The sequence below is a fragment of the Albidovulum marisflavi genome, from assembly GCF_025751435.1.
Classification (GTDB): Bacteria; Pseudomonadota; Alphaproteobacteria; order Rhodobacterales; family Rhodobacteraceae; genus Albidovulum; species Albidovulum marisflavi.
In genome coordinates this window covers 375,986-395,359 of the sequence record NZ_JAOWKY010000003.1, presented here as the reverse complement: position 1 = coordinate 395,359, position 19,374 = coordinate 375,986, and the positions used below count along the sequence as shown (strand labels likewise).

The 19,374-nt window shown below is 65.3% G+C and carries 20 protein-coding genes; 3 read left to right on the top strand and 17 right to left on the bottom strand.

The window, feature by feature from the left end; genetic code table 11:
* Positions 1 to 180 precede the first annotated feature (180 nt).
* Positions 181 to 558: a hypothetical protein gene (locus OEW28_RS13820; RefSeq protein ID WP_263735354.1), complete on the top strand. Its 378-nt coding sequence runs from the start codon at positions 181 to 183 to the stop codon at positions 556 to 558.
* A 122-nt stretch (positions 559 to 680) separates the two neighbouring features.
* Here the strand turns inward: OEW28_RS13820 and OEW28_RS13815 are convergent, their stop codons facing one another.
* The 7 genes from OEW28_RS13815 to OEW28_RS13785 all read right to left on the bottom strand — a co-directional run bounded on the left by OEW28_RS13815 (position 681) and on the right by OEW28_RS13785 (position 9,422).
* Positions 681 to 1,358, bottom strand: coding sequence for an HAD-IA family hydrolase (locus OEW28_RS13815; protein WP_263735353.1), 678 nt, complete (start codon positions 1,356 to 1,358; stop codon positions 681 to 683).
* Positions 1,351 to 2,748: a dihydrolipoyl dehydrogenase gene (gene lpdA / locus OEW28_RS13810; RefSeq protein ID WP_263735352.1), complete on the bottom strand. Its 1,398-nt coding sequence runs from the start codon at positions 2,746 to 2,748 to the stop codon at positions 1,351 to 1,353. The genes OEW28_RS13815 and lpdA overlap by 8 nt, the downstream gene beginning before the upstream one ends.
* Complete coding sequence (gene tkt / locus OEW28_RS13805; protein WP_263735351.1) at positions 2,745 to 4,745, bottom strand: transketolase; 2,001 nt, start codon at positions 4,743 to 4,745, stop codon at positions 2,745 to 2,747. Before tkt ends, lpdA begins: the two co-directional genes overlap by 4 nt.
* A 121-nt stretch (positions 4,746 to 4,866) precedes the next feature.
* A complete protein-coding gene (locus tag OEW28_RS13800; protein WP_263735350.1) occupies positions 4,867 to 6,159 on the bottom strand; it encodes an alpha/beta fold hydrolase in 1,293 nt (430 codons plus the stop codon).
* Between the two features lie 11 nt (positions 6,160 to 6,170).
* Entirely contained in the window at positions 6,171 to 7,463 is a 1,293-nt protein-coding gene (locus OEW28_RS13795; protein WP_263735349.1) for a transaldolase family protein, read from the bottom strand.
* Positions 7,402 to 8,409, bottom strand: coding sequence for an alpha-ketoacid dehydrogenase subunit beta (locus tag OEW28_RS13790; RefSeq protein ID WP_263735348.1), 1,008 nt, complete (start codon positions 8,407 to 8,409; stop codon positions 7,402 to 7,404). Before OEW28_RS13790 ends, OEW28_RS13795 begins: the two co-directional genes overlap by 62 nt.
* Positions 8,410 to 8,435: 26 nt before the next feature.
* Positions 8,436 to 9,422, bottom strand: a complete 987-nt coding sequence (locus OEW28_RS13785) for a thiamine pyrophosphate-dependent dehydrogenase E1 component subunit alpha (protein WP_263735347.1) — start codon at positions 9,420 to 9,422, stop codon at positions 8,436 to 8,438.
* A 99-nt stretch (positions 9,423 to 9,521) separates the two neighbouring features.
* On the opposite strand from OEW28_RS13785, the gene OEW28_RS13780 reads away from it, so the two are divergent.
* Both OEW28_RS13780 and OEW28_RS13775 read left to right on the top strand, forming a co-directional pair.
* Complete coding sequence (locus OEW28_RS13780) at positions 9,522 to 9,653, top strand: hypothetical protein (protein WP_263735346.1); 132 nt, start codon at positions 9,522 to 9,524, stop codon at positions 9,651 to 9,653.
* Positions 9,654 to 9,712: 59 nt separating this feature from the next.
* Positions 9,713 to 10,618: a MurR/RpiR family transcriptional regulator gene (locus tag OEW28_RS13775; RefSeq protein ID WP_263735345.1), complete on the top strand. Its 906-nt coding sequence runs from the start codon at positions 9,713 to 9,715 to the stop codon at positions 10,616 to 10,618.
* Positions 10,619 to 10,626: 8 nt separating this feature from the next.
* Here the strand turns inward: OEW28_RS13775 and OEW28_RS13770 are convergent, their stop codons facing one another.
* The 10 genes from OEW28_RS13770 to OEW28_RS13725 form a co-directional block, all read right to left on the bottom strand.
* The gene (locus OEW28_RS13770) at positions 10,627 to 11,862 is read right to left on the bottom strand and encodes an LVIVD repeat-containing protein (protein ID WP_263735344.1); all 1,236 of its coding nucleotides are present in this window, start codon (positions 11,860 to 11,862) and stop codon (positions 10,627 to 10,629) included.
* A 68-nt stretch (positions 11,863 to 11,930) separates the two neighbouring features.
* On the bottom strand, positions 11,931 to 12,620 hold the full coding sequence (locus OEW28_RS13765; RefSeq protein ID WP_263735343.1) for an MBL fold metallo-hydrolase: 690 nt from the start codon (positions 12,618 to 12,620) through the stop codon (positions 11,931 to 11,933).
* Between the two features lie 4 nt (positions 12,621 to 12,624).
* On the bottom strand, positions 12,625 to 12,909 hold the full coding sequence (locus OEW28_RS13760; protein WP_263735342.1) for a putative quinol monooxygenase: 285 nt from the start codon (positions 12,907 to 12,909) through the stop codon (positions 12,625 to 12,627).
* A complete protein-coding gene (locus tag OEW28_RS13755; protein ID WP_263735341.1) occupies positions 12,900 to 13,628 on the bottom strand; it encodes an HAD family hydrolase in 729 nt (242 codons plus the stop codon). Before OEW28_RS13755 ends, OEW28_RS13760 begins: the two co-directional genes overlap by 10 nt.
* Positions 13,618 to 14,496 carry a class II fructose-bisphosphate aldolase gene (locus OEW28_RS13750; RefSeq protein ID WP_263735339.1) on the bottom strand — a complete coding sequence of 293 codons (879 nt, stop codon included), beginning with the start codon at positions 14,494 to 14,496 and terminating at the stop codon, positions 13,618 to 13,620. Before OEW28_RS13750 ends, OEW28_RS13755 begins: the two co-directional genes overlap by 11 nt.
* 58 nt (positions 14,497 to 14,554) lie before the next feature.
* Positions 14,555 to 15,109 (bottom strand): VOC family protein, encoded by a 555-nt coding sequence (locus OEW28_RS13745; protein WP_263735338.1) that lies wholly within the window; start codon positions 15,107 to 15,109, stop codon positions 14,555 to 14,557.
* Positions 15,110 to 15,130: 21 nt separating this feature from the next.
* Positions 15,131 to 16,735 (bottom strand): FGGY-family carbohydrate kinase, encoded by a 1,605-nt coding sequence (locus tag OEW28_RS13740; protein ID WP_263735337.1) that lies wholly within the window; start codon positions 16,733 to 16,735, stop codon positions 15,131 to 15,133.
* A complete protein-coding gene (locus tag OEW28_RS13735; RefSeq protein ID WP_263735335.1) occupies positions 16,711 to 17,355 on the bottom strand; it encodes a hypothetical protein in 645 nt (214 codons plus the stop codon). Before OEW28_RS13735 ends, OEW28_RS13740 begins: the two co-directional genes overlap by 25 nt.
* Positions 17,342 to 18,436 carry an ABC transporter ATP-binding protein gene (locus OEW28_RS13730; RefSeq protein ID WP_263735334.1) on the bottom strand — a complete coding sequence of 365 codons (1,095 nt, stop codon included), beginning with the start codon at positions 18,434 to 18,436 and terminating at the stop codon, positions 17,342 to 17,344. Before OEW28_RS13730 ends, OEW28_RS13735 begins: the two co-directional genes overlap by 14 nt.
* A 59-nt stretch (positions 18,437 to 18,495) precedes the next feature.
* Positions 18,496 to 19,374, bottom strand: coding sequence for a carbohydrate ABC transporter permease (locus OEW28_RS13725; protein ID WP_263721334.1), 879 nt, complete (start codon positions 19,372 to 19,374; stop codon positions 18,496 to 18,498).

Genomic DNA, 19,374 nt, shown 5'->3' with positions numbered 1-19,374 from the left:
GCGGACCAGCCACCAAGAACCTCAGCGGCTACATCCGCTGGCTGGAGGCGCGGCTGGCGGCTATGCACCCGGCGGAGATTGTCCGTGCATCGTAGACGAGGTGTCGCGCAGAGGTCGCTTCGAGCCCTTGTTGCCGGTCGCGTGCGCAAGCTATGCTTCCAAAGAAGGGATGGCATATACATGACCCAAGTGTGGATAGGTTTCTCTGAAGTCTTGGGCTTCAGGGATTTGATTGTTGAGTACATTAATCCCTACTTCGGCCCCGTCGAAGGTGAAGACGAGCCAGTAGGCCGATTTGAGCATGCCTTTGGGGCGTCTCGAAACGGACCTGGCTCCTTTGAAGTCTATGAAAAGCCGATGGAAAGTGACGAAGACTTCAATGTGGAGTTTGCATTGAGGCGTTTCCCGTTACCTGAACATCCAGACGGCCTGAAAGAAATCGACTGGCGCAAAGCCAAAACCGTTTTCTTCATGATCAACGATAAAGAACCAATAACTTACTCGGACGGAACCGTTACCATCACTGACGTTCTGGACGTAAAATTTGATTGGGAATGAACGTCCGCTTCGTCCGCATAGCGGGCCAACACGGTTTGCGGACACCCCCCTTTTTCTTATCGCAGAAATGAGGGGGTATACAGTGACGGCGGACTTAGCGTTGCGAGCCCGAGAGCGGCATTTTATGCGCTTAACCGTTCCACGGCGCTTGGCACATCTGACAGGCTGTTCACCAGCGAATCGGGCCTCAGGTCCGCCAGCGGGACGCGCGCATAGCCCCAAGTCGCGGCGATGACCGGAAGCTTCGCGGCTTGCGCGGCGGCAACATCGACTTCGGAATCGCCGACCATGATCGCGGGGTGCTTGCTCAGGTCCTGCCCCGGCAGGCACCGCAGCAGATGCGCCGGATCCGGTTTGGCGACGCCGAACGTGTCGGGTCCGGCCACCAGCGCGAAGGCGGGCAACAGGCCCAGGTCCTGAAGCAAGCCGCGCGCGCTGGCTTCCAGCTTGTTGGTGCAGACGACAAGCCGCCAGCCGGAAAACCGCAGCTCGGTCAGGGCTTCGGCCGCGCCGGGATAGGGCGTGCTCTTGCGGGACAGGAACTGCGTATAATGCTTGAGGAAGCGCTGAACCGCCTGGGCCAGGTCCAGGCCTTCAAGCGTCTCGCCCCTGGCCTCAAGACCCTTGCGGACAAGCTCCGCAACGCCGTGCCCGATCAGACGCCGCGCGTGGTCGAGGCCCAGCGCCTTGTGCCCCCGCTCCTCCAACAGGGTGTCGAGCGCATCGGCGAGGTCGGGCGCGCTGTCCACCAGCGTGCCGTCAAGGTCGAAGATCACGGTACCGCGTAGCCCCTCAGGCATGGATTGCTCCTTCCCGCGCGGCCATGACGGCCTCATGCAGCGCCTCTGACAACGTGGGATGCGGGAAGACCACGCTGGCGAGTTGCGCGGAGGTCGCGCCAAGCGTCACCGCGATGGTCATCCCGTGGATCAGTTCGCTGGCCTCGGCGCCGATGATCTGCGCCCCGATCAGCCGGTCGCTCGCTGCGTCGAACACGCATTTGACGAGGCCGTCAGGCTCGCCCAGCACCAGCGCCTTGCCGTTGCCGCGCAACGAGAAGCGGCCGATGCGCACGGCGGCGCCCTGTGCCTGCGCCTGCTCCTCGGTCAGGCCGACCGAGGCGATCTGGGGGCTGGCGTAGATGCACCCGGGGATCGGGCCATGGCCGCGCGGCGCCCGGCCTGCGATCGCCTCGACACAGGCGATCCCGTCATGTTCGGCCTTGTGCGCAAGCATGGCCCCCCCGGCCAGATCGCCGATGGCATAGAGGCCGGGCACATTCGTGCGCCTGGCCCCGTCGATCTGCACCGCGCCGTGCGCAAGCACGACGCCGAGCGCCTCAAGCCCAAGGCCCGAGACGTTCGGAACCACCCCTGCCGCGCTGAGGAGCCGGTCGGCGGAAATCGCCGTGCCATCGGAGAGGTGGGCGGTGAGGCTCTCCGCCTGCCGGTCCAGCCGGGTGACGGAAACACCGGTATGCAGCGCGATCCCGCGTTTCTGGAGCGCCTTGGCCATTAGGCCAGAGATCTCGGCGTCCTCCTGCGGCAGGATGCGCGCGGCGAGTTCCACGATCGTGACCTGCGCACCCATCGCGGCGTAGATGGAGGCGAACTCCACCCCGATCGCGCCGGAACCAACGACGATCAGACGCTGCGGAACCGCCTGCGGACGGAGCGCCTGCATATAGGTCCAGACCAGGTGGCCATCGGGGTCGAGTCCCGGAAGACGACGCGGGCTTGCCCCGGTCGCAAGGATGATATGGGGCGCGGCGTAGGTGCCCGGTCCCAGTGCCCCGCGCGGCCCCGCGACCTCGGCGGCCGTCACTTCGACCATGCCGCCGCCCGCCAACCGGGCCGATCCCCAGATCAGGTCGACGCCGTTTTTCTTCAGAAGGAACGCGATCCCGGCCGAAAGCTGGGTCGAAACCTCTTGGGCCCGCGCCACGAGCCTGACGGGGTCGATTGCGGGCGAGAGCGGGTGCAGGCCGAAGCGCGTGGCATGGCCCGCCTCGCGCAGAAGGTCCGTGCCCTTCAGCATGGCCTTGGTCGGGATGCAGCCCCAGTTGAGGCAGATGCCGCCAAGATGCGCCCGCTCGATCAGGCCGACCTTCAGCCCCAATTGCGCCGCCCGAATCGCCGCGACATAGCCACCGGGGCCCGAGCCGACGATCAGGACATCATGCCCGCTCATGCCGGTTCCCCAAGCAGGTCGCGCGCCTTGGCCGCGACCGCGCCCGCCGTGATGCCGAAGTGCTGGTAGAGCACATCGGCCGGGGCAGAGGCGCCGAACCCGGTCATTCCGACGAAGGCGCCGCTGGCGCCGATGACTTCGTCCCAGCCGAACCTCAGCGCGGCTTCCACCCCGACCCGGACACCGTCCCTTTGTCCGAGTACGGCGGCGCGATACTCGGCCGGCTGCGCGCGGAACAATTCGAAGGACGGCAGCGATACGACCGCCGCGCCAATGCCTGCGGCTTCGAGAAGCGCGCGTGCCTCATAGGCAATCTCCACCTCGGAACCGGTCGCGATCAGCGTGACCCGGCGCGGCCCGCAGGCGGCCTCCGCCAGCACATAGCCGCCTCGCCGCGACGCGTTTTCGACGCCGCCATCCAGGCGAAGCGTCGGCAGATCCTGCCGAGACAGCACAATGGCGGTCGGCCCGTCCCGGCGGTCCAGCGCGATTTCCCAGGCCTCCGCCGTCTCCACGGCATCGGCGGGGCGCAGCGTGACAAGGCCCGGTGTCGCCCGCAGCATCGCCAGCGTTTCGACCGGCTGATGGGTCGGGCCGTCTTCGCCAAGGCCGATCGAGTCATGCGTCAGCACGTAGGTCACGGGAAGGCCCATCAGGCTCGAAAGCCGAAGCGCGGGGTGCAGGTAGTCGGCGAAGACCAGGAAGGTCCCGGCGTAGGGGCGATATCCGCCATGCAGCGCCATGCCGTTCATCACGGCCGCCATCCCGTGCTCGCGCACGCCGTAGTGGATATAGCGTCCGCCGAAATTCTCCGCCGTCAGGGGTGCGGTCGCCTTGGTCAGCGTGTTGACGGAGCCAGTCAGGTCCGCCGACCCACCGATCATCTGCGGGATGGCGGGTGTCAGCACCTCAAGCGCGGCGCCGCTGGCCTTGCGGGTCGCCATCGCCCCTGGCTTGGACGACAAGGCCGCACGGTGGTCAGCCAGCGCCTGACGCCAGCCTTCGGGATAGCGACCGGCGTGATGGTCGAGGAAGCTCGCACGCCGGGGTGACGCCGCAAGCCGCACCTCCCAGTCCTGCCGCACTTCGGCTCCGCGACCGCCGGCGACAGCCCAGATCTCGCGCACCGGCAGCGGAATGTCGAAGGCGGCATGCGGCCAGCCAAGGGCCTCGCGCGCGGCCTGCAATTCCCCTGCCCCAAGCGGCGATCCGTGACATTTGGCGGTTCCCGCCTTCGAGGGCGCGCCATACCCGATCCTGGTGCGGCAGGCGATCATCACCGGGCGGTCGGATTGCCGGGCCTGCTCCATCGCCTCGGCGATGCTTTCAGGGTCATGGCCATCGGCTGCGAGCGTCGCCCAACCCGAAGCCTCGAACCGCTTGCGCTGATCCTCGGAGGTGGCGGCAGAGGTGTCGCCGTCGATGGTGATGCCGTTATCATCCCAAAGCACGATCAGCTTCTTCAGCCGCAAATGCCCGGCCAGCGAGATCGCCTCCTGGCTGATCCCCTCCATCAGGCAGCCATCGCCCGCGATGACCCAGGTGTGGTGATCGACGATATCGGCACCGAAGCGCGCGCGGTCCATCTCCTCGGCCAGGGCCATGCCGACAGCGGTCGCGATCCCCTGCCCCAGGGGGCCGGTCGTCGTCTCGATCCCCTCGCCATGACCGTACTCGGGGTGGCCTGCGGCGGGAGAGCCCAACTGGCGGAAGTCCCGCAGCGCCTCGATCGGCCATCCTGGCGTGCCGGTCAGGTGAAGCAGTGCGTAAAGCAGCATGGACCCGTGGCCCGCCGACAGCACAAAGCGGTCGCGATCGGCCCAGCGGGGTTGAGCCGCGTCAAACTTGAGGAAGCGCGTGAACAGAACCGTCGCCACATCGGCCATGCCCATCGGCATGCCCGGATGGCCGGACGCCGCGCGCTCGACCGCGTCGGCGGCCAGAAATCGGATCGCGTTCGCCATGTCGGCATGGCTTACCTGGTGCAGGTCACGCATGACCGGTCCTTCCCTTCGTTGGAGTGGCCGCACATGCACGGCGGCCCTGGTCTTGCTGGACGGGTGTCAGGAAACGGGGCGCGCGCCACGCGGGAGGGGCGTGGCGCGCGCCGTACACGGCCTAGCCCGCCGAGCGGACGGTCCGCGCAATCAACGTCGGCACCAGATCGGCGGCCTCCACCTGCGGCAAGTGCCCCACCCGGTCAAGCCGATGAAGCGCGACATGGCCCGGCAGCGCAGCCTCGATTTCCCGCAAGGGGACGATCGCATCGTCGCGCCCGGCGATGACCGTGCAGGGCCCCTGGTAGCTCCGCAGCGCCGCGGCGGCCGAGAAGAGCTGGGTCGAACCCTCGAACACTCCACGCGCCACGCGCGACTGTGCCGGGACAAGGTCTGCGTCTTCGCGCGCCGCCAGAGTTGCACGCACCAGAACCGGCGCCAGGGTGGCGGGGTCAGAGACCAGGCGGCGCATCCAGGCCGCCAGCGCGGCCTCGGACTTGGCCCCCAGGAAGCCCTCGACGAAAGCGCCATCCACCGATGCACCAAGCCCCGCCGGCGCGATCAGCGTCAGCGAACGGACATCGAGATCGCCCCGCTGGGTCAGAGCGACCGCGACCGCCGCCCCCAGCGAATGGCCGACGAGATGCACGCTACCCTGAAGGCCGCGCAGAGTCTGCCCGACCGCATCGACAAGGCCCGCGAAGTCCGCCGCGCCATGCCCGCGAGAACCGCCGTGCCCCGGAAGGTCCAGCGCCATCATGGGCGAGCCGAGCCCTATGCGCGCAACCAGCGGCCGCCAGGACGACAGATCGGCGCCGAAGCCGTGGATGAAGACCACCGGCGTGCCCTGTCCGGCCTGGAGCGTCCGCAGTTCCAGCGCGCCGCCGCCCGTCGTGGCAGCGCCGCCAACGGCCAGCGCGGCGACATCTTTGAGCACCACCGCGCCTTTCGGGCCGCTGCCTGCGATGCGGGCAAGATCCAGACCCTGACCCGCGGCGACACGGCGCGCTATCGGCGAGGCGCGAAGCGCCGCGTTCACGACACCGGAGGTCACCTTGGCAACCAGCGGTTCGGCCGAAGCGACTTGCGCGGCCTCGGGCTGTGCGGCGGGCGTGGCCGCCGGAACCACGGCGGGCTCAGCCACGGCCGCAGGTGCCGCCTCTGCAACCGTTTCGCCCGGAGCGCCAACATGCATCAGCGGCTCAAGCACCGTGGCGGTATCGCCGACCTGCCAGGGCAGGCTGATCACCGTGCCCTCGCAAAAGGCCTCGACCTCGAAGCTCGCCTTCTCGGATTCGACAACGGCGACAAGGTCGCCCTTCTTAACCTGATCGCCAAGCTTGACGTGAAGCTCGACCACCTTGGCCTCGGTCAGGTCCTGCCCGACCTGAGGAACCAGAATTGCCTCTGCCATTCTTCCCTCCCTCAGGCAGCCTGCGGACGCACGGATTCGAGCGCCCGTGCCACGAAATCCACCGTCTTGCGGGTGGCCGTGGCGAATTCATTTGCCGTCGCCGCGAAGGCGCCGAACTGGCTGAACTCATCCGGCTTCATGCCGTCGAAGTCATAGGCCTGCCGGAAATAGGGCAGTTGCCGCAGCTTCTCGATCACCTCCGCGGGCGGCTCCTCGTCGATCGCCTTCGGGTCGAACGCGGGAAGGCGATCTTCTGCCTGCATCAGCTGGGCGATGTAGCCGGGCGGGCAGGTGTAGACGAAATCCCCACCCGCGATCTTCTCGATATGCCAGGAGGAAGCCGCTCCGCCTTCACCCTCGTCCGTCACCCGCATCGAACATTGCAGCATTTTCGAGGGGTGCCCCGTGCGCTTGCCATGGTGGTAGGCACGCTTCATCACCGCCATCTCGCCGTGCAGGATCTCTTCCGGCGACAACTTGATGCCGCGCAGGTCGGCCTGGGCCTTCAGGTCACCGGTATTGCCAAGCCGCGCCGACATGTGAGTGATGACCGAACGCCACTTCGACAGGTCAATCCCCGCCGCCCGCGCACGCTCCAGCCCGCGGCTGACCGCGTCCATGCAGGCGATGTATTGTGGCACCGTGAAGGAGGTGGTGTTGTTGGTCGAAATCCCGCGCGCAGTCAGTTCCTCAATCACGCGGTAGCCTTCGGCGCTGCCGGGTATCTTGACCATGACGTTGCGCCCGATCGTGGCCAGCTGCAGACCCTGGGACAGCATTCGGTCGTAGTCGGTAACAAAACGCGGATCGACCTGGCCCGACAGATGTCCGTGGCGTCCATTCGAGGCGTCGTAGACCGGCAGGATCATCTCGGCGCTGCGGCGGACGACCTCAAGATAGGTCTTCCAATAGATCCCCTCGACATCCTCGCCAGGGTTCTCCGCCGCGATGCGGCCGATCTCGCCAATCCAGAACGCAGGGTCGTTCTGGATCGCCTGCAACGACAGGGGCGGGTTGGTGGTGACGCCGCCAAACCCCATGGTGCCGTCGCGCGCTACGGTCGCGGTATCGAAGAGCCGTTTCAGCTGCGCGTCCCAATCCGCCTTCTTTCCGTCTGGGGCCGAGGCGAGGACGCCCCGCGCCCAGTTGTCGTAGACAAGCGGCGAGCTATCCCACCAGATTTCGCAATCCGGGTTCGTCGCGGCCAGTTTCTCAAGCACATGCAAGGTCATCCCGGCGCCCTCACTCAGCCGCTTCAGCAAAAGGGTCGAGGTGCAGGCTCCGGCGAACGGCGGCCACGACATCGTCCTTCTGCGGCACGCTGGCCTTTTCGAGCGTCAGGTTGAACGGCACCGGAATGTCCATGCCGGCGACGATCTCCACCGGGGCGTCCATTTCGTAGAAGCATTCTTCCTGCACGATCGAAGCAATGTCGGAGGCCACGCCGCCCCGGCGGTTGGCTTCCTGGACGATCACGCAGCGCCGGGTCTTGAGGACCGAGTTCACGATCATCTCCCGGTCCAGGGGCACCAGGGTGCGCGGGTCGATGACCTCGACCGAGATGCCTTGGCGCGCCAGTTCCTCGGCGGCCTCAAGCGTGCGTGGGATCATGTTCGACCAGGCGATCAAGGTCACATCGGTGCCGGCGCGCTTGATGTCGCCCTTGCCGAACTCGACGATATGTTCGCCATCGGGCACCATACCCTTGGTCATGTAGAGGTGCTTGTGCTCCAGGAACATCACCGGGTCGTCCTGGCGCAGGGCGTATTTCAGCAGACCCTTCGCGTCAGCGGGCGTCGAGGGCATGACCACCCGAAGGCCGGGGATGTGGTAGAAAAGCGCCTCAAGCGATTGCGAGTGCTGGGCCGCCACGCCGCCTCCGGTACCGCCCTGGGTGCGCATGATGAAGGGTACACGGCCGTCGCCACCCGTCATCAGGCGGAACTTGGCGGCCTGGTTCACGATCATGTCCATGCCGAGCATGGCGAAATCCACGTACAGGATCTCCACGATCGGGCGGGCCCCGGCGATCGCGGCGCCGACACCAACGCCGATCATGCCGGCCTCTGCGATCGGTGTGTCGCGGACGCGCTTGGGCCCGTATTTCGCCAGCAGGCCCTCGGTGACCTTGTAGCTGCCGCCCCGCTCGGCGATGCCTTCGCCGATGATGAAGACCGACGGGTTAAGGCCCATCTCTTCGTCGATGGCCTCCCGAAGGGCCTCGCGATACATCAATTCGCGTTCTGCCATGATTTCTCCTCCCCTTCCCGTCCGCCTCAGTATCCGACCGCGAATTCGCGGAAGGATTCGGGCGTGACCTCCGGGCTGTTCTTCGAGAATTCGACCGCATCGGCGAATTCGGCTGCGATTTCGGCTTCGATCGCGGCGATGTCATCGTCGCTTACATCGGCCATTTCCTTCAGGGCGGCGCGCGCACGGTCGACCGGGTCGCGCTGCTTGTAGTAGGCCAGTTCCTCCTCGGGCATGTACTTGCCCGGGTCGTTCACGTGATGGCCCATGTGGCGGTAGGTCTTGGCCTCGATCAGGACCGGGCCCTTGCCCGCGCGGCAGGTTTCGACCGCCTGCTTCATGACCTCGTAGACCGCGAACGGATCGTTGCCATCGACCTGATGGCTTTCCACCCCGATGGCGAGCCCGCGCTTGTAAAGATCGGTGTCGCGGGTGCTTTCCTCGATCCGCGTCGACACGGCGTACCCGTTGTTCTCGACCAGGAGGATGAAGTTCAGGTTCCAGATCGCCGCAAGGTTCAGGCTTTCCAGGAAGGTGCCATTGTTCGAGGCGCCGTCGGTCGAGAAGGTCACGGTGACCGCGTCAGACCCGTTGACCTGGTTGGCCAGCGCGGCCCCCACGCCAAGCGGCGTGCCCGCGCCAACGATCCCGTTCGCCCCGAGGTTGCCGACCGAGATATCGGCGATATGCATCGATCCGCCGTAGCCCTTGCAGTAACCCGTTTCCTTCTGGAGAAGCTCGGCCACCATCTTCTTCACATCCGCGCCCCAGGCGATGCAGTGCCCGTGGCCCCGGTGGGTGGAGGCAATGTAGTCACCCTCGCTCAGCGCGGCGCAGGCGCCGGTCGCGATGCCTTCCTGACCCAGGTAGGGGTGGAAGTACCCCCGGATCAGGCCCTGACGATAAAGCTTGATCCCTTCGGTCTCGAAAACACGGATCTTGTAAGCCGTGCGGAAAATTTTCTCCAAGAACTCTCGCGAGGGCGCGTTCTTGCCTTGAGCAGCGGCTCCCATCTTTCCTCCCAACTGCCGATGGAATCGGCTTAGACATCGCTGTGATTGAGTTTTTTGTATGTTTCACGCTCACGCTTGTCGAGAAAATTTTTTGCAAGCATGCAGGAATTTGCCAAAAATCGTGAAATATTCTTACATTTCGGATTGTATGTTGCTGATTTTCAGGGGGTTTGCGGCGAACCGATCACCCGCGACACCGGTTTGCGCCACCTTTGGGCGCTGAAAATATGAAAACTTCTTTCCGATTTCCCCGTTCCACTCTACCAATGAGGGACAAGACGGAGAGAACCATGGCCGACAGGGCTAACCCACACGCCAACGGGGGCGACCTCGTTCAACGCATCCAGGAACGTTACGCATCGCTCAGGAAGTCCGAGCGCATCGTTGCGGACTATCTGCGCGAACATGCGGGCACACGGCTCAGCCTGTCGATCACGGAGCTGGCGCAGACGCTGGGCCTGTCCGAAGCCACGATCAGCCGCGTCAGCCGCGCCCTGGGATATTCCGGCTTCCCCGACCTGAAGCTGTCGCTTGCGGAGGGTGCCGTCACCCGATCCAGCTTTGCCAACATCCCGGCCGAGATCGACCAGACCGACACGCTGATCGGGACGTCGGCCAAGCTGGCGAACCTCTTGTCGGTCGCGATCCAGGGAACGCAGCGCATGCTCGACACCGAACGGATCGACACTTGCATCCAGGCGATCCGCGATGCGCGCAAGATCGTGTTGGTGGGCGTGGGCGGCGCCGCCGCGATCTGCGACGAGGCCGCCCACCTTTTCATGAAGGCGGGCCTTGATGCGCAGTCCAGTGACGACCACTACACGCAGGTCGTGCTTGCCGCGAACCTTGGTCCGGACTGCGTCATGATCGGAATTTCTCACACGGGGACGACGATGGGCATCGCAAGCGCGCTGAAGCTTGCGCGCGAAAACGGCGCGACGACGATCGCACTGACAAGCGACCCGGCCTCTCCGGTCGGGCGTGCGGCATCGACGACACTCGTGACCTGGAGCTCGGCCACCCCCTCGGTTCCACTTTACGGCGACTTTCTGGAAGGGCGTATCAGTCAGATCTATCTGATCGACCTGATGTATATCGGCCTCTTGTTCGAGGAAGAGAGCAGCCGCTCAAGCAACCTCAAGAAAACGGCGAGCGCGCTGGAGCGCTTCTACCAGCGATCGGGCGGCGAGGCCTGAGGCGCGGCTCAGCCGAGGTATTCCATCACGCTCAGCCCGGCGTTGAAATCGGTCGCGTAGATCAGGCCCTGCGCGTCGACATGAACATCCGCCGAATGCAGGACCGCCGCGCGGTTGGGGCGCGGATCTACCATGCGCGTGGGCGGCGGCGGCACGCAGGCGCCCACTTCCTCCGGGCGGAAGGGGTCACGGATGTCGTAGACGCGCACGCCCGCGTTCTGCCATGTCGCGAAGATCAGATCCTCGGACACGAAGGTTCCGGGGCGGTTCTCGTGGATGTTGTGCGGGCCGAAATGCCCACCCACGGCATGGTAGTCGCGATCCGAGGGCGGCGGCATCGTTGAGATGCTGATGGGCTTGCTCTTCACCTGGTTGTCGAAGATCCAGATCGGCTTGAACCCGTCCTCGCCGTGGTCCAGCACGGTTTCATCGACCACGACCAGAAGATCGCGCCCGGGCAGCGGCAGGGCGTTGTGCGTGCCCCCGCCGAAGGGCGGCGACCAGACGATGTGGTTCTTCAGCTTCGGCGCATGGCGGTCAGAGACGTCCACGATCGCGAGACAGGCATCGCGCCAACTGCAATAGGCGATATCGCCGTGCACGATCGGATGATGCAGCCCGAAGCGGCCCTGCGGCAGCGGCCAGTCGGGCACCTCCCCCGCCGCGGCGTTCATGCCGGGCAGCCAGAAGCGACCGACCATCTGGGGCCGTGTCGGGTCTGCCATGTCGATGGTGATGAGGATATAGTCCGTGAACCCGTCGAGCAGCGCCGAGGCATAGGCCCAGCGCCCGCCTGTATACCAGATCCGGTGCAACCCGGTCCCTTCGACCGGCATGAAGCCGATCTGGCGCGGCGCTTCGGGGCGCGAGATGTCGTAAACCGCCATCCCCGCCGACCAGTCGCGGGCGCCGTCCGCGTGGTGGCTGACCCCGCCCTTGTAGTAAGACTTCTCGTCGGCCATGTCGGCTTGGGCGAACATGTCCTTGTTGTGGATGACCAGAAGCAGATCGTCATGGGTCTGAAGGTGCAGGCACCAGGTGTTCGGCGGCGCAGGGATGAAACGCACGGGCCGCGGATTCACCGGGTCGCGCAGGTCGATGACGCTGAATCCCTTGGAAAAGATGTGGCCGACATAGCCGTACCCGCGATGAACCATCAGTTGCACGCCGTCGGGCCGCCCGCCCTGGTCGGTATGCCCCAGAAGGCGCATGTTACGGGCGTGGGTCGGGGTCAGGTCGGTCATTGCGGGCCCTTGGGAAAAAGGCCCCCGCCGTGACGGCGGGGGCCAAGGCAGACGCGCCGGAGGTAAGCTCAGCGCGACTGTTCGAAAACGAAGACGCGGGGCGCGCCGTCCTTGGGCAGCATGTCGGCGGTCAGGTCCAGTTCCGACCCGCCGACGCGGGTGACGCTGTCCTCGGGCACGCGCGCGAGGAAGCTCTCGACCGGCTCAATCTTCAGCACGCCCTTGGGGCTGTAGTAATGCATGGGGATCACCGCCTTGGGGCCAATCACGCTGATCGCGTGATCGAGGTCCGGTAGCGGGATCGTCGCATGATCGCCGGTCAGCGCCAGCAGCACATCGACCTTGCCCCTCAGCGCCTCAAGATGCCCGTCGGGTACCGCGGTGCCGATATCACCCATGTGCAGCACGCGCATCCCGTCCAGCGTGAAGTGGTAAAGCGCGTTCGCGTCCGGGTCGCGACCATATTCCGTCTGGTAGTCGAAAGTCAGGCTTTCCGTCGCCGGGTAGGAGGTCACATGAATGCCCTTGACGTCGCGCCCCCCGACCGGGATCGCCAGCGTGTTGACCACCTCCGGTTCGCCCAGGATATGGCTGGGATCGGAATGGAAATCGTCGGTGTCCGAGGACATGAGAACGATGTCGGCGGGTTCGTTGATCGGGTCGAATTTTGATTTCTCGCAGTTGAACGGGTCGGTGATGACGGAAAGCCCGTCACCCTCCAGCCGGAAGCTCGCGTGGGCGTAGAACTTGATTTTCATGGGCTTAAACCTTCTCGCCGGTGAAAAGGGTCCAGTTTTCGACCAGATCGTCCTGCTTGGCCGAGAACGCCGTCAGATGGGGGGAGTTCATGTGGTCGTCCCACAACGGGCGGGTTTCCCACTCTTCCGTGAACATGAACAGCCCGGGCTCGTCCGCCGACTTGTGCATGTCGTAGAAGACGCAGCCCTTCTCGGCGCGAGTTGGCGCCAGTAGCCCCGTCAGCACCTCGTAGAGTGCGTCCTCCTTGCCGGCTTTCGCCTTGAGCCTCGCGACGACGGTCAGCGGCATTCGATATCCTCCCTCTGGGTCAAGGCCTGGCAAAGGCCGAGGTCGATGCCCTCGTCCAGGTGATCCACGATCCGGTCGGCCCCGGTGAAGTCCTCGTCGTGGGTATAGGTGGATCGGGTGACGACGCAGTTCATACCCGCGGTCTTGGCGGCGCGGAGTCCGATGTGGCTATCCTCCACCACCACGCAGGCGGCGGGCGTCAGGCCCAGCGTCGTGGCGGCAAGGGTGTAGATCGCGGGATCGGGCTTCTTCTTCGGCACCACGTCACCGGCAAAGATGGTGATCCGCTCGGCCCGGCCCGGCCCCAACAGCACGCGCACCACCGTTTCGACGGCCCGTTCGTTCGAGGTCGAGCAGACCGCGACCTTCAGCCCCGCCGCCTGCGCGGCGTCCACCATGCGCGCGACACCCGGGCGCAACGGCAGCGCGCCCGTCTCAATGAGGTCCATGAAAAGATCGGTCTTGGTGCGGTGCAGCCGCGCGATCAGCCCGTCGCGCTCCTCCGGCGCGACCGGCCAGCCGGTCTCGTCGAAGTGGCGCCGCATCCGTTCCTTGCCACCGCCCGTGGTCAGCAGTTCGCCGTAGCGCTCCACCGTCCATTCGGCGCCGATCCCCTCCGCCGCGAAGGCGCGGTTGAAGGCCACACGGTGCCCGTCGCGTTCGGTGTCCACCAGAACCCCGTCGCAGTCGAAGATCAGCGCCTGCATCTCATGCGGCATGGGCTGCCTCCGCCGCGCGGCCTTCGGAGCCGAAGGTACGGATGCAGGCCATGACATCGGCCTTCATCGCGTCGTGCTGTGCCTGAATGAAGGGCAGCGGTTCCGCAAGCTTGGGCTTCTCCGCCTTGAGGTTCACGAAGCCTTCGATGAAGAGCCGCTTGTGCATGGTCGAGATGTTGACCTTGCCGCAGCCCAGTTCGATGCAGCGATGGAACTGTTCGTCCGTCAGCCCCGTGCCGCCGTGAAGGGCGATGGGGGTCGGGATCGCATCGGTGATCCGCTTGAGCAGGTCATAGGCGATCTTCGCCTCGCCCTTGTAAAAACCGTGCGCGGTCCCGATCGCGGGGGCAAAAACCGCGAGGTTGGGCATCGCCGCCACGAATTTCAGGCATTCGTCGAAATCGGCCAGGCGCGACTGGTCATCGTTCACCACCTTGTCGTCCTCGACCCCTCCGATGGCGCCGATCTCGGCCTCAAGCCCGATGCCGGCGGCCTCAGTCAGCGCGTAGACCTGCGCGGATTTGTCGAGGTTCTCGGCAAACGGCAGGGCCGATCCGTCGAACATGACCGAGGTCCAGCCCGCGTCGATGCAGCGCGTGATCACCTCAATGTCGGTGCAGTGGTCCAGATGCAGCGCGACCGGCACCGGCGCGTCCTCGGCCAGCATCCGCACCCAGGAGGCCAGATGTCCGTATCCCCAGTGCTTCACCGTCTTGACGCTGACCTGCACGATCACCGGGGCGGACAACTCTGCCGCACCGCCGATGATGGATTTGGCGGAGTTGAAGTCGATCATGTTGTAGGCGGCGATGCCATAGCCATCCGCCCGGGCCCGACGCAACATCGGGCCCATGGAAACCAGGGGCATGAGATATCCTTTCAGGAAGGTTGGGGGCGCCAAGGTGCGCCCCCGAAGCAATGCGCGTTCAGATCAGCGTTTCGGCCGCGCGCGAGGGGTCGAACAGGCGGCGGCGGCCAGCGGCCTTCGCCTCATTGTCGAAGGTCGTGCCCTTGGGTGAGGAGACAACCTCAAGCTGAAGCCCCCAAGGCGCCATGAAATAGCACCAGGTCAGCCCAAGGTTCGGACCGTCGGTGTAACTGGTGGGTTCGCCCAGAACCTCCACCCCGTTGTCCTGGAGGAACTTGATCGCCGCATCCATGTCATCGACATAGAAGGCCATGTGGTGGCCCCCGATGTCGGAGTTCTTCAGCGGCCCCTCGGTCTTCTGGTCGGGCGAGGAATACTGGAACACCTCAAGATTGGTGCCGTTGCCAAGGCGCACGTAGCGAAACTCCTTGATCTCGGCGCGGGGATGGACCCGCAGATGTTCGTGCATCCAGTCGCCCTCGCCGCGGAAATCGGTGGCGGCGGTGAAAAGCACCTCGGCGCCGAGAATGCGGGTGAAGAAATCGCAAGCTTCGTTGATGTCGGGAACCGTGATGCCCACGTGTTCCATGCCGCGGATGCCGGGAATTGCCATGTCAGGGTCTCCTGTCTGATATCACTGATATTTCTGCGAAAAGTCGCTGAGCGCGGCGTACTGGCCCGATCTGGCGATGGCCTCGTACATGCCGCGGTAGATGGCGTGCTGCTCGTCATAGAGTTCACGCAGCTTGGGGTTGGGATCGAAGGTCGATTCAACCTGCACCATCGATTCCACCGCCTCGTCGATCGTGCCGAAGGCGCCGGAGCCGAAGGCCCCGAGGATCGCCGCGCCGAGCGCCGTGCATTCGCGCTCTTTCGTCACGGTCGAGGGCACGCCGATGATATCGGTCATGATCTGCACGAAGCCGTCGGACTTGGTGCCGCCGCCGGTCAGGCGGAAATCGGTGATGCCGCCCTCGATATCGGACTGGAAGCTGTCGAAGACCATCTTCATTTCCTGCGCGCAACCTTCCAGAAGCGCACGGATCAGGTCATGACGCTCGTGGTAAAGGCCAAGCCCCAGGAAGCCGCCGCGGGCGACCGCGTCGTAGTAGGGGGTGACCTGGCTGGCCATGAAGCTGTGGAACATCGCCCCATTGGCGCCGGGCTTCGAGTTGTGGGCCTGCTCCACCATCACGCTATAGACGCTGCAATTGCGTTTGGCGCTTTCGTCAAGCTCGTTGCGGCCCAGATGGTCGCGCCACCAGCGCAGCGATGCACCGAGGCTGAAGGCCCCGCCCTCGATGTCCCAGGCGCCGGGCACGCCATGCCCACCCCACCAGAGCTTGTTGCCCTTGATCCGCTCGACGCTGTCGAGATGGGCCACCATCACGCCGGAGGTGCCGACGGTGAATTCGGCCATGCCCTGGCGAATGACACCGGCGCCTATCGCCGCACATTGCTGGTCGCCCGCGCCCCGGCACAGGATCACGCCTTCGGGCAGGCCGGTTTCATGCGCCGCGGCCTTCGAGAGGCGGCCGACCATCGTCGCGGGCGTGCCCACCGGCGGCAGGCGGTCACGATCGATGCCGCAGGCCTTCAGGACACGGTCCGACCAGTCGAGCCTGGCGATGTCCATCATCCCGTTCAGCGTCAGGGACGCCGGATCGGTCGCCCAATCGTCGGCCCCCATGCGCCAGAGGAAGTATTCCTGCCCATTCACGAACCAGCGCGTGGCGTCGAAAAGATCCGGGCGCTTTTCGCGCAGCCAGACGATCTTGGCGGCCGACCAAAGCGGGCTGATCTGCATGCCGGTGTGCTGCTGGTGCTCCTCCGGGCAGAACTCTGCGGCGATAGCAGCCACGCTTTTCAGGGCCCGCCCGCAGTTCCAGACCAGCGAGTTCATCAGCGGACGGCGGTTCGCGTCGAGGATGCCGAAGGTACCGCGCTGGCTGGACAGGCCGACCGAGTGATAGGCCGAGGCAGGCACGTCCGCCTTCTTCACCGCCTGCTTCGTGGCCGAGCAGATCCCCGCCCAGACGTCATCCAGGCTCTGCTCGATCCAGCCGGGCTGCGGCGAGGAGCAGTTGTATTCCTGATAGCCGTGGCCGATGGCATTGCCCTTCTCGTCGAAGACCATGACCGTGCAGCCCGTCGTGCCGGCATCGATGCCGACAAAAACCTTACCCGTGCCCGACAAGTTTTCCTCCCCCGTCGTCAGATCGTTTCTTCTTCCGGCCACGCCAGATCCGTGAGCCAATTCGATAGAAGCGCAAGGAACTCGGCGCGGCGGCGGGTTGCCTCCTCTGACAATCCCGCCAAGAGCCGGGCCTTTGCGCCCAGGACGTCCTCCTCCACCGATCGGACGACCACCCGTTCGATAGCCTGTTTCGTATCGCCCTGTCCGGCCCAATCTGTGTCGGCCGGAAAGCCCCAGCGGAGAAGGTCGAGAGGCCAGGTTGCATCAACTGCCTGGCCCCCGACCCGCACCCGGCAGTGGAAATCCGTGACCCTCTCGTCCCGGATAATCTTCATGAGTGCGTATGGCATCGAGGGATGCACCGGGACACCGGAGGCAAAATCCCCCTCGACAATCTCCACCTCCGCCGGGTGACCCAGGCGCCGCAGGAGATCGCGCAAAACCAGATGCTTGGCCGTGCAGGCCCCCCGCCCGTCCCGGAGCGCCGCCTGCGGCGTCCGGTCGGGGCCGGAGAAGTAGGGCATCGCCTGCACCGCGCGGTAGGCCTGAACCAGACCGGCCGCCCCGCGCGAAGGCACATGCGTCGCCAGGAAGGCGTCGAGCGCCTCCTCATAGGGGACCTCGCGGCCCGCCCTGGCGGCGATGGCCTCAGAAGTAGGCATGCCCGTCGCCCGCGTCGAAGACGTGCCATTTGTCGCGGTTGACCGAGAGGAAGCAGTTCTCGCCCGGCTTGCCCTCAAACTCCGGCGTTGTCTTGACCCGGATGCGGCAGTCGTCCAACTGGACCTCGACCAGCATGTCGCCGCCCAGAAGCTCGTTCACGAAGATCTCGCCCTGCATCGCGGCCTCGTCGGGCCGTGTCATGCTGATCGACAGCGCGTCGGGGCGCACGCCCATCCGCGCGGTCCCGGCCTGCGCCGCACCGTTGAGCTGGCGCACCTGGCCCGGCAGCAGCGGGATTTCGAAGTTGCTGTGGCGCAGAAGAACATCGTCGCCCTGCCCCTTGATGTCGCAGGTCAGGAAGTTCATCGCCGGTTCACCGACGAAGCCCGCGACCCAGGCGTTGACCGGATGGTTGAAGATCTCGGCCGGCGTGCCCCACTGCTGCAACTCGCCGTCATGCATGACCGCGATGTAGTCGGCCATCGACAGCGCCTCCAACTGATCGTGGGTCACGTAGATCATCGTGGTCCCAAGCGTGCGCTGAAGGTGCTTGATCTCGCCGCGCATGTGGGCGCGCAGCTTGGCGTCGAGGTGCGCGATCGGCTCGTCGAAGAGGAAGAGCTTTGGTTCGCGGACGATGGCCCGCCCGATCGCCACGCGCTGCTTCTGGCCGCCCGAAAGCTCGTGCGGGCGGCGCTCCAGCAGGTGAGAGATTTCAAGCAGCTTCGCCGCCCCGGTCACACGCGCCTTGATCGTGTCCTCGCTCGCCTTGCGCAGGCGCAGCGGGTTCGCGATGTTCTCATAGACGGTCTTGTGCGGGTAGAGCGCGTAGTTTTCGAACACCATCGCGACGTCGCGGTCCTTGGGCGCCAGATCGTTGATCCGCTGATCGTCGAACAGGATGTCGCCCGCGCTGATGTGCTCCAGCCCCGCCAGCATCCGCATCGTCGAGGACTTGCCACAGCCCGAGGGGCCTAGGATCGACACGAAGCTGCCGTCCGGGCAGGTGATGTTAAGGTCCTTAACGGCCGGCGTCTCGCCGTAGTACTTCCAGACGTTCTTGATGGTTACCGTCGCCATGTCTCAATTCCTCCCAAGGGGGTTGGTCTGGGCGCGCGCCGCTTGGCGCGCCGCCCGGTTCATTCCTTGACTGCGCCCATCGTCAGGCCGGTCACCAGGTATTTGCGGATCACAAGGCCGAGGAGCATCATGGGGGCCGTGGTCACCACGCCTGCCGCCATGATCGAGCCCCACTGGATGTTCTGCGGCTGGACCAGTTCGCGGGTCGCGACCGGCAGCGTCTTCGCCCCGCCGGAGCCGATGATGGCGGCGAACAGGAAGTCGTTCCAGGCAAAGAGGATGCAGAGCACCACGAAGGCCCCGATACCCGGCGCGACGAGCGGCAGGATCGACCGGAACGCCTGGAACCGGGTCGAGCCGTCCACCATCTGCGCTTCCTCGATCGCGAAGGGCACGTTGTCGAAGAAGCCTTTCAGGATCCAGATCGCGAAGGGCAGGTTGAAGGTCGTGTAGGCCAGGATCAGACCGGGAAGCGTCCCCACGAGGTCCAGGCTGCGAAAGATCGCGTAAAGGGGCACCATCACCGCCACCACCGGCGCCATCCGGGTCGAGATGATCCAGAAGAACAGATCCTGCTTGCCCCGGAAATCCACCCGGCTGAGCGAGTAGGCCGCCAGCGATCCGAAGATCACCGAGATCACCGCCGAGCCGCCCGCCGCGATCAGGCTGTTCAGGATGTAGGTCCCAAAGCTGTTCTCGGTGAAGAGCGAGGTGTAGTGCTTGAAGGTCGGCGTGAACTCGAAGAACACGGTGATCCCCGCCCAGTCCCCGACCGCCGGAAGCTTGAAAGCCTCCAGCAGGTCCTTGAAGGACGAAACGAACATCACGAAGAAGGGCAGAAGCGTCCAGACCAGGTAGAGGGCAAGGAACAGACCGGCCAGAACCTTAAGGGCGCGCGAAAGCGGGGTATCGTAGGAAACGACGTCACGGGATGCCAT